General features: G+C 68.4%; 10 protein-coding genes. 2 read left to right on the top strand and 8 right to left on the bottom strand.

Annotated features, from left to right (window positions below; all coding sequences use genetic code 11):
- Nucleotides 1–14: 14 nt before the first annotated feature.
- From JI752_RS11585 to JI752_RS19450, 5 genes are all read right to left on the bottom strand, one after another.
- Entirely contained in the window at nucleotides 15–1,187 is a 1,173-nt protein-coding gene (locus JI752_RS11585) for a methyl-accepting chemotaxis protein (protein ID WP_216963994.1), read from the bottom strand.
- 317 nt (nucleotides 1,188–1,504) lie between these two features.
- Nucleotides 1,505–2,566 (bottom strand): chemotaxis response regulator protein-glutamate methylesterase, encoded by a 1,062-nt coding sequence (locus tag JI752_RS11580; protein WP_216963992.1) that lies wholly within the window; start codon nucleotides 2,564–2,566, stop codon nucleotides 1,505–1,507.
- Complete coding sequence (gene cheD / locus JI752_RS11575) at nucleotides 2,566–3,168, bottom strand: chemoreceptor glutamine deamidase CheD (RefSeq protein ID WP_216963990.1); 603 nt, start codon at nucleotides 3,166–3,168, stop codon at nucleotides 2,566–2,568. Before cheD ends, JI752_RS11580 begins: the two co-directional genes overlap by 1 nt.
- Nucleotides 3,168–4,013, bottom strand: coding sequence for a CheR family methyltransferase (locus tag JI752_RS11570; protein WP_216963989.1), 846 nt, complete (start codon nucleotides 4,011–4,013; stop codon nucleotides 3,168–3,170). Before JI752_RS11570 ends, cheD begins: the two co-directional genes overlap by 1 nt.
- A gap of 168 nt (nucleotides 4,014–4,181) precedes the next feature.
- Complete coding sequence (locus JI752_RS19450; protein WP_305799301.1) at nucleotides 4,182–6,866, bottom strand: methyl-accepting chemotaxis protein; 2,685 nt, start codon at nucleotides 6,864–6,866, stop codon at nucleotides 4,182–4,184.
- A gap of 159 nt (nucleotides 6,867–7,025) precedes the next feature.
- Between JI752_RS19450 and JI752_RS11560 the strand changes: the two genes are divergently transcribed.
- On the top strand, nucleotides 7,026–7,337 hold the full coding sequence (locus tag JI752_RS11560) for an energy transducer TonB (RefSeq protein ID WP_216963986.1): 312 nt from the start codon (nucleotides 7,026–7,028) through the stop codon (nucleotides 7,335–7,337).
- Nucleotides 7,338–7,914: 577 nt separating this feature from the next.
- Nucleotides 7,915–9,027, top strand: coding sequence for an NAD(P)-dependent alcohol dehydrogenase (locus JI752_RS11555; protein WP_216963984.1), 1,113 nt, complete (start codon nucleotides 7,915–7,917; stop codon nucleotides 9,025–9,027).
- A 13-nt stretch (nucleotides 9,028–9,040) separates the two neighbouring features.
- Here the strand turns inward: JI752_RS11555 and JI752_RS11550 are convergent, their stop codons facing one another.
- From JI752_RS11550 to JI752_RS11540, 3 genes are all read right to left on the bottom strand, one after another.
- Nucleotides 9,041–9,481, bottom strand: coding sequence for a hypothetical protein (locus JI752_RS11550; RefSeq protein WP_216963981.1), 441 nt, complete (start codon nucleotides 9,479–9,481; stop codon nucleotides 9,041–9,043).
- A 142-nt stretch (nucleotides 9,482–9,623) separates the two neighbouring features.
- Nucleotides 9,624–11,876 carry a methyl-accepting chemotaxis protein gene (locus JI752_RS11545; protein WP_216963978.1) on the bottom strand — a complete coding sequence of 751 codons (2,253 nt, stop codon included), beginning with the start codon at nucleotides 11,874–11,876 and terminating at the stop codon, nucleotides 9,624–9,626.
- Between the two features lie 253 nt (nucleotides 11,877–12,129).
- Nucleotides 12,130–14,025, bottom strand: coding sequence for a methyl-accepting chemotaxis protein (locus tag JI752_RS11540; RefSeq protein ID WP_216963975.1), 1,896 nt, complete (start codon nucleotides 14,023–14,025; stop codon nucleotides 12,130–12,132).
- Nucleotides 14,026–14,236: the final 211 nt, after the last annotated feature.

Below are 14,236 nucleotides of genomic sequence, written 5' to 3'. Positions count from 1 at the left end.
CGTCATGCAGTGGTTCAGAAGAGTTCGACGCTACCAGCATCCATGGACTGCTGCATCACCGCCTTGTGGGGCGGGCGCTCCCACTCGGTGCGCATCTGGGCGATGCGCTGGCCCAGCTGGCCCAGGGCCTGGCGCACTTCGGCATCGGCGCGGTCGGCGCGATGCAGGAGCTGGTGCAGGGCGGTGGCCTCGCGGTTGATCGCGCTCAGGCGATCCAGGTGCGTGGTGGCCGCACCCAGGGCCTGCGTGGCGATGTCTTCGAACTGCAGCGAACGCACGGCCTCGGCGACGGAGCCGTCGATCGAGCGGCCGCAGTCGGCGATCTCGCGCATGCCGTTGCCCAGGCCGCGGTTGATGCCGTCCACGCGTTCCAGCATCGCGGCGGCTTCGGCGCGGGCGCCGCGCGAGCGGTCCATGTCGCGCGAGGCCATCGTGCTGACGGTGTCGCGGACGCGGGCGATGGAATCCTTGGAGCTGTGCGCGAGCTTGCGGATCTGTTCGTTGAACGCGGTGGAGCGCTCGGACAGGTTGCGCACTTCGTCGGCGACGACCGCGAAGCCGCGACCCGCCTCGCCGGCGCGCGCCGCTTCAATGGCCGCGTTGAGCGCGAGCAGGTTGGTCTGGTCGGCGATCGACTTCACGTCCTCCAGCAGCGCGAAGATGCCGTCCAGGTGCTCGGCCATCGCGTCGATGTGGGTGACGGTGGTGGTGCTCTGGCCGCTCACGGCTTCCAGTGCTTCCACCAGTTGCTCCATCTGCTGGCTGGCCTGCAGGGCGAAGCGCGAAACGTCCACGCCGCCGTGCTCGCCGTCGGTGCGGTCGATGATGCGCGAGACCACTTCGCCCTGTTCGCGCGACTTGCGGTTGACCGCTTCGAAGCTCATGCCCAGCTTGGCGACCGATTCGCGGATCAGCGTGCGCGTGCGGTCGATCTCGCCGCGCGAGCCCTGCACTTCGGAATTCACGAAGTTGCGCAGGTCGTCGAGCAGGCGCGTCTGTTCGCGCAGCATCGCCGTGTCGTTGTGGCTGGGCCGCTGCATGGTCCAGGCGAAGCCCAGCCACGCCAGCGTCATGGCGACCAGCGCGCCCCACTGCACGCCGGGCGGCCATTCCAGCGCTTGCGCGGCGATCAGCAGGGAAGTGAGCACCAGCGGTGCTGCAAGGCGAATCAGTACACGGGAATCCATCTTCGATCTCACCGAATGGGGCAAGTTAGATAACGGCTGTGGCGGCTGGTGCTTTAGTAGGGAAACGCCTTACCTTGCGGCGCGACGATGGTGTGACGCAGTGCGTGTTTCTGGCTTGCGGTGAAGGCATCCCACGATTTGCCGGAACCCCGGATTCCGTTCGTCCTGAGCGTAGCGGCGTAGCCGCGAAGTCGAAGGATGAGCGGACCGGTGCAGGGGGCGCTTAGGCTTCGTTGCATTGGCCCATTCATCCTTCGACTTCGGCGCGTCGCGCCTGCGCTCAGGACGAACGGGGGTGAAGGTCCGGGTTCCGCCGCTCAATCGTGCGCCGTCCCCGCCAACAACCGCTCCGCCACGCGCGACAGCGGCACCGTCTCCTCCGCCGCGCCCAGCGCAACCGCCGCGCCGGGCATGCCCCAGACCACGCTGGTCGCCTCGTCCTGCGCCAGCGTCGCCGCACCGGCCTTGCGCAGCGCAAGCAGGCCGCGCGCGCCGTCATCGCCCATGCCCGTGAGCAGCGCCGCGCTGGCATTGCTGCCGACGTGCTCGGCCACCGATTCGAACAACGCATCCACGCTGGGACGGTGGCGACGCACCGGATCGTCGTCGCCGAGCCGGCAATGCCAGCGCGCACCGCTGCGGTAGACACGCAGGTGGCGTCCACCCGGCGCGACATAAGCGTGGCCCGGCAGCAGTTCCTGGTCGCGCTCCACGTGCACCACCGTCATGCGACTGTGCCGATCCAGGCGGTCGGCGAAGGGCGCGCTGAATGCGCCCGGGATGTGCTGCGCGATCACCGTCGCCGGTGCGTCGGCCGGCATCTGCGCCATCACTTCGCGGATGGCCTCGGTGCCGCCGGTGGACGCGCCGATGGCGATCAACCGATGCGTGGTCCGATAGGCCACGGCCGGCGTAGCGGGGTCGTTGGCCGCGCGCGGCAACGGCGCGATCACGCGCGCCTTCGCGGCCTGCTTGACCTTATCGATCAGCAGACCGGCGTACTCGGTCAGGCCGCGCGCGATGTCGAGCTTGGGCTTGGCGATGAAATCCACCGCGCCCAGCGACAGTGCATCCAGCGTCACCTGCGCGCCGCGCTCGGTCAGCGTGGAGACCATCACCACCGGCATCGGCCGCAGGCGCATGAGGTTGCGCAGGAACGTGAGCCCGTCCATGCGCGGCATCTCGACATCGAGCGTGAGCACGTCCGGGTTGAGCTGCTTGATCTTGTCGCGCGCGATGTACGGATCGGCCGCGGCGCCGACGACCTGGATGGCGGGGTCTTCCTCCAGCAGTTGGGTCATCAGCTGGCGCACCAGCGCCGAGTCGTCGACGACGAGCACCTTGATGGGCGCCTTGCCCGGGTTGCGGCGCGCATCCATCAGAACAGCTCCACGCTGCCGCTGGCGACCGGCTCGCGGGCGAGGCGGCCGTAGTACGCGCGCTCGGCATCGACGATGACGTCGTTGCGCGCCGACGGCAGTCGCTTGACCAGCGTGCGCCCGGTCTGCGCGAAGAAGCAGACCTTGCGCGGATGGATGTCGCCCAGGTCCTGCGCGATGACGGGGATGTGCTCGGCCGCAAGGTATTCCAGCACGAAGCAGGCGTTGCGCGTGCCGATGGGATCGCTGTAGAAGCCGCTGAGCACGTTGCCGCCGCCGAACACCTTGGCCTGCAATCGCGAGCGCCGCGCGCCGCGCTTGAGCAGGTCGTTGATGAGCAGTTCCATCGCGTGCGCGCCGTAGCGCGAGGACACGGACTCCGCTTCGCCGCCGGGCAGCATGAAGTGGTTCATGCCGCCGACCTGCAGCATCGGGTCGTACAGACACGCGGCCACGCACGATCCCAGCAGCGTGACCAGCGCGATCGGCCGGTCGGTGACGCGGTAGTCGGACGGCAGCAGCTTGATCGCTTCGGTCTGCAGCACCGGGTCGAAGTAGCTGCCCGGTTCGATCGCGGCGCGGGTGGTCAAGGCGGCGCTCATCATTTGAGTCCTGCGACGGGTCGGTAGGTCGTGCGGCCGCAGGAGGTGATCAGGTCGTGGGCATGGCCGAAGCTTTCCGAATGCCCGGCGAACAGCAGGCCGCCCGGCGCGATCAGCGGTGCCATGCGTTGCAGCACCTGGTACTGCGTGGCCTTGTCGAAATAGATCATGACGTTGCGGCAGAACACGGCGTCGAAGCCGCCCTTCAGGCCGTAGTCGTCGTCGAGCAGGTTGAGCGGGCGGAACTCGATCAGCGCCTGCAGTTCGGGCTTCACGCGGCACATGCCGGCGTTGGCGCCGTTGCCGCGCTGGAAGAACTGGCGCCGGCGCTGCAGCGACAGGGCGTTGATGCGTTCCACCGGGTACACGCCGCGCGCCGCGGTCTGCAGCACGTGGGTGTCGATGTCGGTGGCCAGGATGCGCACCGGCGGCGTCATCGTGCCGAAGGCTTCGCAGGCGGTGATCGCCAGCGTGTACGGCTCCTCGCCGGTGGAGGCGGCATTGCACCAGATCCGCTGGCCGCCGGTGCCGCGCGAGCGCAGCAGGTCGGCGAGCATGTCGAAGTGGTGCGCCTCGCGGAAAAACGAGGTGAGGTTGGTGGTGAGGGCGTTGATGAAGCCCTGCAGTTCCGCGTCCGGGTCGGCTTCGACGAAATCGAGGTAGTCGCCGAAGCGGTCCATGTCCAGCGCCCGCACGCGACGCGCCAGTCGGCTGTAGACCATGTCGCGCTTGTGCGGATGCAGGTGGATGCCGGCGTACTCGCGGATCATCCGGCAGACGCGGCGGAAGTCGCGGTCGTCGAAGGTGAATTCGCGGTCGTCGGAGGTGCGCGGCGAAGGACGCATGGGGGGCTCGGGGGTTGCTGCATTCGTAGCCCGGGTAAGCGAAGCGCACCCGGGGCTCTTTGCCTGGATCGATGCACCGGGCGGTGAGGCACCCCGGGTGCGGCCTTCGGCCTTACCCGGGCTACGTCACTGCACGCAGGGGAGGAGCGAGAGCGCTACGGCGCTACGTCAGAACTCCTGCCAATCACCATCCGCGCTGTTCGCCGCCGCGCTCGCGCGCACCTTGCGGGCGGCGGGCTTGGCGGGTGCGACGGCCGGCTTGGCGCGGCTGGACTTGGCGGCCGGCATGTCGACCACGGTCGCCTGCGCGACGCGTGCGGCCTGCGCCGAGTGCGCGACGCGGAACACCGCCACCGTCTGCACCAGCTGCTCGGACTGCTGCTCCAGGCTGCGCGCGGCGGCAGAGGCCTGCTCGACCAGCGCCGCGTTCTGCTGCGTGCCTTCGTCCATCTGCGTGATGGCGTTGTTGACCTGCTCGATGCCCGAGCTCTGCTCCTGCGACGCGGCGGAGATGTCGGCGATGATGTCGGTGACCTTCTTCACGCTGGTCACGATCTCGCCCATCGTGCGGCCGGCCTGGTCGACCAGCTGGCTGCCTTCCTCGACCTTCGTCACCGAGTCGTTGATGAGCTGCTTGATCTCCTTGGCCGCGTTCGCCGAACGCTGCGCGAGCGAGCGCACTTCGCTGGCGACCACCGCGAAACCGCGGCCCTGTTCGCCGGCACGCGCGGCTTCCACCGCAGCGTTGAGCGCCAGGATGTTGGTCTGGAACGCGATGCCGTCGATCACGCCGATGATGTCGGAGATCTTCTTCGACGACTGGTTGATGGCGTTCATCGTGTTGACGACTTCGCCCACCACCGTGCCGCCCTGGCCGGCGACTTCCGCCGCGCTCTGCGCCAGCTGGTTGGCCTGGCGCGCGTTGTCGGCGTTCTGGCGGACCGTGCTGGTCAGCTCTTCCATCGACGATGCGGTTTCTTCCAGCGACGCGGCCTGCTGCTCCGTGCGCTGCGACAGGTCGTTGTTGCCGGCGGCGATTTCCGCCGCGGCGCTGCTGATCGCGTCCGAACCCTGGCGGATCTGGCCGACGATCTGCGCGAGCTGGTCGACGGTGCGGTTGGCGTCGTTGGCCAGGCGGCCGAACTGGCCCGGCAGTTCCACTTCGACGCGGCGGTTGAGGTCGCCATCGGCGACGGCCGACAGCAGCGTGCCCACTTCGTGCAGGCCTTCCTCGGCGGTGCCCATCAGCTCGTTGAGGCTCTGCACCACGTCGTGGTAGACGAACTCGAAGCGCGAGGCGTCGCCGCGGCGGCTGAAGTCACCGGCGACGGCGGCGTCGACCAGCGTCTTGATCTCGGCGTTGATCGCGTTCATGCCGCTCTTGACCGAATCCACGGCGTCGGTGATGCGCGCCTTCTGGCCCGGCAGGCGGTCCATGTCGTGCGACAGGTCGCCGCGTGCGTAGGAGGCGACGATCTCGATGGCGCGCGTGTTCACCTGGATGTGCGAGTCCACCAGCGTGTTCACTTCACCGGCCATCTGGCCGTAGGCTCCCGGGAAGTCGTCGCTGCGCAGGCGGCGGTCGATCTCGCCGGCCTGATGCGATTCGAACAGGTCGCGCTGCGCGCCGGCGAAGTTGCGCAGGGTGTTGATCGCGCGGTCCAGGCTGCGCGCGATGTCGCGCACTTCGTCGCGGCTGTCCACGCGCACGGCGTCCGGGAATTCACCGCGGGCGAGCAGCTCGGAGGCGTCCTGCACTTCCTTCAGCGCGTTGCGCGTGCTGCGGCTGAAGCCCAGGAACAGGTACGCCGCGATCGCCAGGATCAGGATGCAGGCGCCCAGCGTCAGCGCGGTGCGGCGCTCCAGGCGGGCGATCTCGGACGAGGCGGCGTGGTCGAGCGAGGTGTTCGATGCCGACAGCGCGGCGGCGAGCGCCAGGCGCGTGGCTTCGGTGCGCGCGGCCATGATCTTGACCGCGAGCGACGGCGTCTCGGCGTCGAGGATGTGCTTCTGGATGTCGGCGTTCTGCTTGGCCACCGCGTCCAGCGCCTTGCGGAACGGCGTGCCCATGGAGGCGGCGAGCGAGGGCATTTCCTCTTCGGCGTCCTTCAGTTCGATTTCCGAACGCGTGCGCACGTAGTCCTGCATGTTGCGCGAGACGGCCAGGCCGGTGCGGTCGTCGACCCAGATCGCGCCGTCGCCCAGCACGCGCAGCGCGGTGGCGCTCTGCTGCTGGGTGTATTCGGCGAGCGTGGGCACCCACACGGTGGCGGCGCGGCCCATGTAGAGGACGGCGGCGTTCTGCGCCTGCGCCAGGCCGGTTTCGTCGGCGATCAGGCCGTGCACTTCACCGAGCTTGCGCACGGCGGCGGCGTGTTCGGCGGCGGCGGCGGCGGCATCGGCGTGGGTTTCGGCTTTCGCCTTGTCCCAGGCGGCCTGCGCGTCCTTCAGCGCGGCCGGCACGGCCGACGCGGTCAGGGTGTTGCCCTGCCAGGCGTTGAGCGCGTCGAGTTCGCGGCCGATGTGGGCGGCGGACTCCTGCAGCATCTGGTCGCTGACGGCGTCCTTGGCGAACTTGCGCACGATCAGCTGCTCGTGCTGCTGGATGCCCAGCATCGCGCGGTGCAGGTGGCCCAGGCCGACGACGGCGTCGCGCTGCTGCGTGGCGGCGTGCACTTCGGCGTTGGAACGCACGACGATGATGCCGGCCAGCACGCCGCAGGTGAGCATGAAGGCGGCGCCGATCACCATGGCCTTCTGGTTGAAGCGCAGGCTCGACATCAGGCGGGTGGCCGGAGCCAGGAAGCGGTCCAGCGCGGTGGCGGACGGCCGGTTGGAAGCAAGGGTGGACATGGTGCCTCTCGTGCGGAACGGACCTTCTGGTCGACACCTGTGGCATCGGCCCCGCACGGCGAAACTTTAATGAACGAGCGTTCAGAACCGGGACCTAAAGAAACCGCGCGGGCGGCCGATGTCCGGGGTGTCGCCCGACACATTCCCAAGGAGCCTCCCATGCGCCGTCACCTCATTACTGCCGCCGGTCTTGCCGTGCTGGCCCTGTCCTTCGCTGCCCCGGCCTCGGCCGATCTCAAGCCGATCAAGCGCGTCGAGCCGCAGTACCCGGCCGAAGCCGCGCGCGCCGGCACGCAGGGCTTCGTCGAAGTCGAATTCACCGTCGACGAAGGCGGCAAGGTCGCCAGCGTCTCCGTCGTCAACGCCAAGCCGGCCCGCGTGTTCGAGCAGTCGGCCGTGCGCGCCGTGAAGCAGTGGGAGTTCGCTCCGGGCGGCGGCAAGGGCAAGGTCCGCCTGGACTTCTCGCTGTAAGCCAGTGCGGTAAACGCATCCGACATTGCTGGTTGGAGGGAAGGCGCGCCGGAGACGGCGCGTTTTCTTTGTGCCGGCAATCAGGTCCGCCCCGCTTCGAGCGGAAGGATTGCCCGTCACCGTCGTCCTGAGCGTAGGCCGAAGGCCGAAGTCGAAGGACGAGCGGGCCGGGGCGCGTGACATCCCGCTCACCCTTCGACTTCGCTTCGCTACGCTCAGGGCGAACGGTGGTGGGTACGTCCGCACGGTGGGTCTCGGATGGGACCTCAGTCAGGTCCGCCCCGCTTCGAGCGGAAGGATTGCCCCTCACCGTTCGTCCTGAGCTTAGGCCGAAGGCCGAAGTCGAAGGACGAGCGGGGCGGGGCGCGTGACATCCCGCTCACCCTTCGACTTCGCTTCGCTACGCTCAGGGCGAACGGTGAGGGGTACGACCGCACGGAGGGGCGGGGCGTAGGGGCAGCTGAAACCACGGTTCCCCGGAAAGCACGCAGGCCGTGCCACAAGGCCGCCGGATCCGCCGCGCGCCGTTATGGACTATGGCCGCTGTCCGCGACCGCAGCTCCGGGGAGGGCACGCCATGAAGCTCAAACGCCTGTTCGCATGGACGCTTGGCGTTCTCGTCGTCGGCGCAGGCGCCGCCTTCGCGGTCGGCTGGTTCACCTCGACCAACAGCTGCTACACCGATCCGCCCGTCTCGCCGCGCGACCCGATGAAGGCCGTCATCCGTTGCGACTACGGCACCGCCGAACGGCTGGAAATCGTCAACATCGAAAAGCCCGTGCCCGCCGACGACGAAGTGCTGGTCAAGGTGCGCACGGCCGCGGTGAATCCGCTGGACTGGCACTACCTGCGCGGCACTCCGTACCTGATGCGCCTGGGCACCGGCCTGCGCCGGCCGAAGGAGATCCGCATGGGCGTGGACTTCGCCGGCACGGTGATGACGGTCGGGCGCAACGTCACGCGCTTCAAGCCGGGAGACGCTGTCTTCGGCGGGCGCACCGGCGCCTTCGCCGAGTACGTCACGGTGAAGCAGGATCGCGCGATCGCGCTCAAGCCGGCCAATCTCTCCTTCGACCAGGCCGGCGGCGTCGCCATCGCGGCGACCACGGCGCTGCAGGGGCTGCGCGACGGCGGCAGGCTCAAGGCCGGCGATCGCGTGCTGATCAACGGCGCCTCCGGCGGCGTGGGCACCTTCGCCGTGCAGATCGCGCGCACCATGGACGCGCAGGTCACCGGCGTGTGCAGCACGCGCAACGTGGCGATGGTGCGCGGCCTCGGCGCGCAGGAAGTGGTGGACTACAAGCGCGCCGACTACACGCAGGGTCCGGCGCGCTTCGACGTGATCCTCGACAACGTCGGCAACCGCACGCTGGCGGAAAACCGGCGCGTGCTCGTTCCCGACGGGCGCTACGTGCTCATCGGCGGCGGTGGTCCGGACGACGGCCGCTGGATCGGGCCGATGCTCAAGCCGCTGGGCGCGATGGTGACGTCCTGGTTCGTCGATCAGCACCTGGGCATGGTGCTGGCCGAGCTCTCGCAGCAGGACATGAACGTGCTGCGCGGGCTGATGGAAAGCGGGGCCGTCACGCCGGTCGTCGACCGGCGTTATCCGTTGCGCGAGATCGCCGACGCGGTCCGCTACGTGGAGAGCGGACGCGCGCGCGGCAAGGTGGTGATCGTGATGGAGTGAGCGCGCGCGCCGCTCAGAAGCGGTGCGCGGCCGCGCATGCGGCGACGTGGTTGTAGTCGCTGGACATGCAGCGGTAGAACGCCTGCTTCTCGCCGCTCGCGCCTGCGCAGTCCTGCGGCGTGACTTCCGCGAGCGCGGCGCGCAGCTTGGTCGACATGGCGTCGAAGTCGGCGCGTTTCATGTAGCCGGCATCGGCGTTCTTCTGCCCGACCTCGAGCATCGTTTCCAGGCCGTAGCGCGCGTTGCCGACGGCCTTGTCGCAGGACAGCTCGACGCCGTCCTCCTGCACCTGCATCAACCCCTTGGCGATGCCTTCGACGGCCTGCTGCGTTTCCGGCGGAAGCGTCTTGACCTCTTCGCCATGCGCGATGCCGGTGAAGGCCAGCGCGATGAGCGAGGTCGCCAACGATGCGCGGACCGCGTTCGCGGTGGTGTGCTTGCGGGTGTTCCCCATTCCTTCGCCCCTGTGGTGTGGCATTGCGCCGAGGGGGGAGCTTAGCGGGGTGGAAGGCCGTTGTGAGCGCTGTTGCTCCCTCCCCTGCTTGCAGGGGAGGGGCCAAGATCCGCAGGGGAGGAGTGAAGTGGAGCAGGGTTCCTCAGAACTCCTGCCAATCCGTCCCGCCATTAGCCGCCTTCGCACGAGGCGCCCGCGATGCCGCAGCCGAACGCACCGCACGCACCGGCTTGGCTGCACGCACCGGCGCCACATCGATCACCTGCGCCCGCACCGCTGCCGCCGCTTGCGCCAGGCGGAACACCGCCACTGTTTCCACCAACTGCTCGGACTGCTGCTCCAGGCTGCGCGCGGCGGCCGAGGCCTGCTCCACCATCGCCGGATTCTGTTGCGTGCCTTCGTCCATCTGCGTGATGGCGTGGTTGACCTGCTCGATGCCCGCGCTCTGCTCCTGCGAGGCCGCGGAGATGTCGGCGATGATGTCGGTGACCTTCTTCACGCTGGTGACGATGTCCTCCATCGTCCGGCCCGCCTGGTCCACCAGCTGCGTGCCCTGCTGCACTTCCACCACCGAATCGATGATGAGCTGCTTGATCTCCTTGGCCGCGTTGGCCGAGCGCTGCGCAAGCGAGCGCACCTCGCCGGCGACCACGGCGAAGCCGCGGCCTTGTTCGCCCGCGCGCGCCGCTTCCACCGCGGCGTTGAGCGCGAGGATGTTGGTCTGGAAGGCGATGCCGTCGATCACGCCGATGATGTCGCCGATGCGGCGCGAGGATTCGTTGATGGCGCTCATCGTGAGCACCACCTTCTCGACGATCGCGCCGCCTTCGCCCGCGACGTTGGCTGCGGTGCGCGCCAGCTGGTCCGCCTGGCGTGCGTTGTCGGCGTTCTGGCGCACGGTGGAGGTGAGCTCCTCCATCGACGAAGCGGTTTCCTCCAGCGACGCCGCCTGCTGCTCGGTGCGGTGCGAAAGATCGTTGTTGCCGGCGGCGATTTCGGCCGCGGCGCTGCTGATGGCATCGGAGCCTTCGCGGATCTGGCCGACGATCTCGGCCAGGCGGTCGACCGTTTCGTTGGCATCGTCCGCCATGCGTGCGAACACGCCGCGATATTCGCCGCGCATCTTCTGGTCCAGGTCGCCGCGTGCCATGCCCTGGAGCAGCGTGGACAACGCGGAGAGGTTGCCGTCGGCGGTGGACATCAGGCGATTGAGGGTGTCCACCATCGCGCGGAAATCGTGCTCGAAGCGTTCCGCATCCCCGCGCGCGGCGAAATCGCCGTCGGCGGCGGCCAGGGCCAGGCGCTGGATCTCGCCGTTGATCGCCTGCAGGTTCGCTTTCACCGAGTCCATGGTGCGCGTGAGCACGGCCTTCTCGCCGGGCAGGCGGTCCATGTCCTGCGTCAGGTCGCCCACGGCGTAACGCTCCATGATCCGCAGCGCGCGCTCGATCGCGTCGATGTGCGATGCGACCAGGCCGTTGGTCTCGCGCACCATGCGGCCGTAGGCACCGGGGAAGGCGCTGTCGTCGATGCGGAATCCGATCTGGCCTTCGTCATGGCGACGCGCCATCTCGCCCTGCGCGGCAGAGTAGTCCTCCAGGCGCTGGCGCATGCGCTGCAGTGCGCCAAGGAGCTGGCCGACTTCGTCGCGCTGGTCGGTGCGGATGTCCACGTCGAAGCGGCCTTCGGCCATCGCCTGCGCGGCCTGCGTGGCGCGTCGCACCGAGGCGGCGATGCTGCGCGAGATCAGCAGGCACAACGCGACCGCCGCCGCCAGTGCAAGCAGCGCGGCCAGCAGCAGCGTGCCGGCGAAGCGCCACGCGCGCGCGGCGATGTCGTCGGTGTACTCGCCGCTGCCGATCACCCAGCCCCAGCGCGGCAGCAGTGCGACGTAGGAGATTTTCATCACCGGGCCTTCGACGCCGGGCTTGGGCCACATGTAGTCGACGTAGCCGCCGCCTGCGCGCGCCACCTTCACCATCTCAACGAAGATGCGCTTGTCGTCGGCGCTGATGAAATCGGTGAGGTCCTTGCCGTCGAGCTTGGTCTGGTGCGGATGCATCAGCATGCGCGGATGCTCGTCGTTGACCCACAGGTAATCGGTGCCGTCCTTGCTGCGCAGGCTGGAGACGACCTTCAGCGCTTCGCGACGCGCGACGTCCTCTGGCAGCTTGCCGGCCTGCGCCAGATCGGCGTACCGCTGCACGACGGCGAGTGCGGCACCGACGCGCGTCTGCAGTCGCGCGCGCTCGTCGGCGATCTGGCCGTGGTAGTTGCGTTCAACGGCGATGCCGGTGATCGCGATCAGGCCGAGCACGAGCACGGCGATCATCCACGCGAAACGCGCGCGCAGGGACAGGGAGGAGAAACGGAACAGCGAGGAGTCGTTCGACATGCGGGCACCGCGGCAGGGGAATCGACGCGGGAGCGCGTCTTGCCCGTGTTATCGGCGGCGCGCGGTGTTGGTGCAGGTCGGAAACGCCGTTGAAGTCAGGTTTTTTAGCTGAACAGGCAAAGTGGGGTGTGTCGGTTAAGAAGCACGCGCTTTGCGCGACCCCTCTTCCGCCCTTCGGGTACCTTCTCAGCTCTGCACTCCCTTCGGTCGCCGCAAGGGGAGAAGGAAACCCACGCAGCGGAAGGCAATGCGATCAATCGTTCGCCGGCACCCGCTCCGACGTGAGTTCCCGCAGCGAACACGCAGCCGAAGCACCCCGCCGCACCATCGCAGCCCCTTCATTGGGCGCCGTCATCCGCCGCGCGTCGCCCGTCGACAACCGGAACGCCGACACCGTTTCCATCAGCTGCCCAACCTGCTCATCCATGCTGCGCGCCGCGGCCGAAGCTTCCTCCACCAGCGCCGCGTTCTGCTGCGTGCTCTCGTCCATCTGCGCGATGGCCTGGTTGATCTGCTCGATCCCCGCGCTCTGCTCCAGCGTGGCCGCGCTGATCTGCGAGAGCATCGCGCCGACGCGCTGCACGCTGCCGACGATTTCATCCATCGTGCGTCCTGCGCCCTGCACCAGCCGCGTGCCGGCGCCGACGCGTTCCACCGAATCGCCGATCAGGTGCTTGATCTCCTTGGCCGCACTGGCCGAGCGCTGCGCGAGCGAACGCACTTCGCTGGCGACCACGGCGAAGCCGCGGCCCTGTTCGCCCGCACGCGCGGCTTCCACCGCGGCGTTCAGCGCCAGGATGTTGGTCTGGAAGGCGATGCCGTCGATCACGCCAATGATGTCGGCGATCTTCTTCGACGATTCGCTGATGCGCGCCATCGTGTCCACGACCTCGTGCACCGCATCGCCACCGCGCACGGCGATGGCGCTGGCGTCGATCGCCAGCTGGTTCGCCTGGCGCGCGTTCTCGGCGGTGTGGCGCACGGTGCTGGTGAGTTCGTCCATCGACGAGGCGGTTTCCTCCAGCGAGGCCGCCTGCGATTCGGTGCGCTGCGACAGGTCGTTGTTGCCGGCGGCGATCTCGCGCGCACCCACGCCGATGGTGTCGGCGGCGACCTGGATCTGGCCGATGATGCCCGCCATCGCATCCACCAGCGCATTGATGCCGTGGCACAGATCGGCCACCGATCCGGTCTTGCCCGCCGTATCGATGCGCCGGGTCAGATCGCCCGACTGTGCGGCGCCCACCACGTCCCGGGTCTGCGCCACGGCGTGCTGCAAGGCCTGCGTGTCGCGCACCTGCGCGGTGATGTCGGTGGCGTACTTGACCACTTTGAACGGCTTGCCGTTCATGTCGAAGATCGGGTTGTACGAGGCCTGGATCCACACCTCGCGCCCGCCTTTGCCCAGGCGACGGTACACGCCCGCGTCGTACTCGCCGCGGCCGAGCTTGGCCCAGAAATCGCGGTACTGCGCGCTGTTGCGGTAGGTGTCCTCGGCGAACATCGAATGGTGCCGGCCGACGACCTCGTCCAGCGTGTAGCCCATGGTCGCCAGGAAGTTGTCGTTCGCCGACAGAATGCGTCCGGTGAGATCGAACTCGATCACCGCCTGCGCCTTGCTGATCGCCGCCAGTTGTCCGGCGAAGTCCGCCGCCTGCATCTTCTGCGCGGTGATGTCGGTGGCGAACTTCACCACTTTGCGCGGTCGGCCGAGGCTGTCGAACACGGGGTTGTAGGACGCCTGGATCCAGACCTCGCGCCCGCCCTTGCCGATGCGGCGGTACTGGCCGGCGTCGAACTCGCCGCGCCCGAGCTTGGCCCAGAACTCCCGGTACTCCGCGCCCTGCGCGTAGTCGGATTCGACGAACATGCGGTGGTGGCGGCCCTGGATCTCGTCGAGGCGATAGCCCAGCGTGTGCAGGAAGTTCTCGTTGGCGTGCACGATGGTGCCGTCGAGGTCGAACTCGATCACCGCCTGCACGCGGTCGATGGCCTTGATGCGGCCTTCCAGTTCGGCGATGCGCGCGCCGTCGGCGGGCGAGGGCGCGTGCGGGGGCGCGAAGAGCGAAACGAGACGGCGCCAGAGCGAAGGCGCGACGGACGTGGAGCGGTCGGCCGTGACAGGCCGGATCCCTGCAACAGTGATCATGTGATCCTCGATGTCCTTGCTAAACAAATCGAACGCGCCATGGATCCCACACGGCGCTGGGTACTGCGTTGATTTGTGGACTCACGAAAGATCGCCCGTGGGAGACGGCGGCCTTGGGTGCGACTACAACGCGGCTGGCTTGGCGGATTCGCTCCGCCTGGCGTGCGTGGGGGCGTTGTTTTTGTTGTATGGAACGAGGTGCAGGGGGAGC

Origin of the sequence: Lysobacter sp. MMG2 (assembly GCF_016735495.2) — a bacterium.
Lineage (GTDB): Bacteria > Pseudomonadota > Gammaproteobacteria > Xanthomonadales > Xanthomonadaceae > Lysobacter_J.
Note: the sequence above shows the minus strand (reverse complement) of the source record. Positions and strands in the feature narration are given on the sequence as shown.

What these genes read in the sequence shown, in the direction of transcription:
- JI752_RS11585 (WP_216963994.1), bottom strand. Translation starts at nt 1,187, where the DNA reads ATGGATTCCCGTGTACTGATTCGCCTTGCAGCACCGCTGGTGCTCACT.
- cheD (WP_216963990.1), bottom strand. Translation starts at nt 3,168, where the DNA reads ATGAGCGCCGCCTTGACCACCCGCGCCGCGATCGAACCGGGCAGCTAC.
- JI752_RS11550 (WP_216963981.1), bottom strand. Translation starts at nt 9,481, where the DNA reads ATGGGGAACACCCGCAAGCACACCACCGCGAACGCGGTCCGCGCATCG.
- JI752_RS19450 (WP_305799301.1), bottom strand. Translation starts at nt 6,866, where the DNA reads ATGTCCACCCTTGCTTCCAACCGGCCGTCCGCCACCGCGCTGGACCGC.
- JI752_RS11540 (WP_216963975.1), bottom strand. Translation starts at nt 14,025, where the DNA reads ATGATCACTGTTGCAGGGATCCGGCCTGTCACGGCCGACCGCTCCACG.
- JI752_RS11555 (WP_216963984.1), top strand. Translation starts at nt 7,915, where the DNA reads ATGAAGCTCAAACGCCTGTTCGCATGGACGCTTGGCGTTCTCGTCGTC.
- JI752_RS11570 (WP_216963989.1), bottom strand. Translation starts at nt 4,013, where the DNA reads ATGCGTCCTTCGCCGCGCACCTCCGACGACCGCGAATTCACCTTCGAC.
- JI752_RS11580 (WP_216963992.1), bottom strand. Translation starts at nt 2,566, where the DNA reads ATGGATGCGCGCCGCAACCCGGGCAAGGCGCCCATCAAGGTGCTCGTC.
- JI752_RS11560 (WP_216963986.1), top strand. Translation starts at nt 7,026, where the DNA reads ATGCGCCGTCACCTCATTACTGCCGCCGGTCTTGCCGTGCTGGCCCTG.
- JI752_RS11545 (WP_216963978.1), bottom strand. Translation starts at nt 11,876, where the DNA reads ATGTCGAACGACTCCTCGCTGTTCCGTTTCTCCTCCCTGTCCCTGCGC.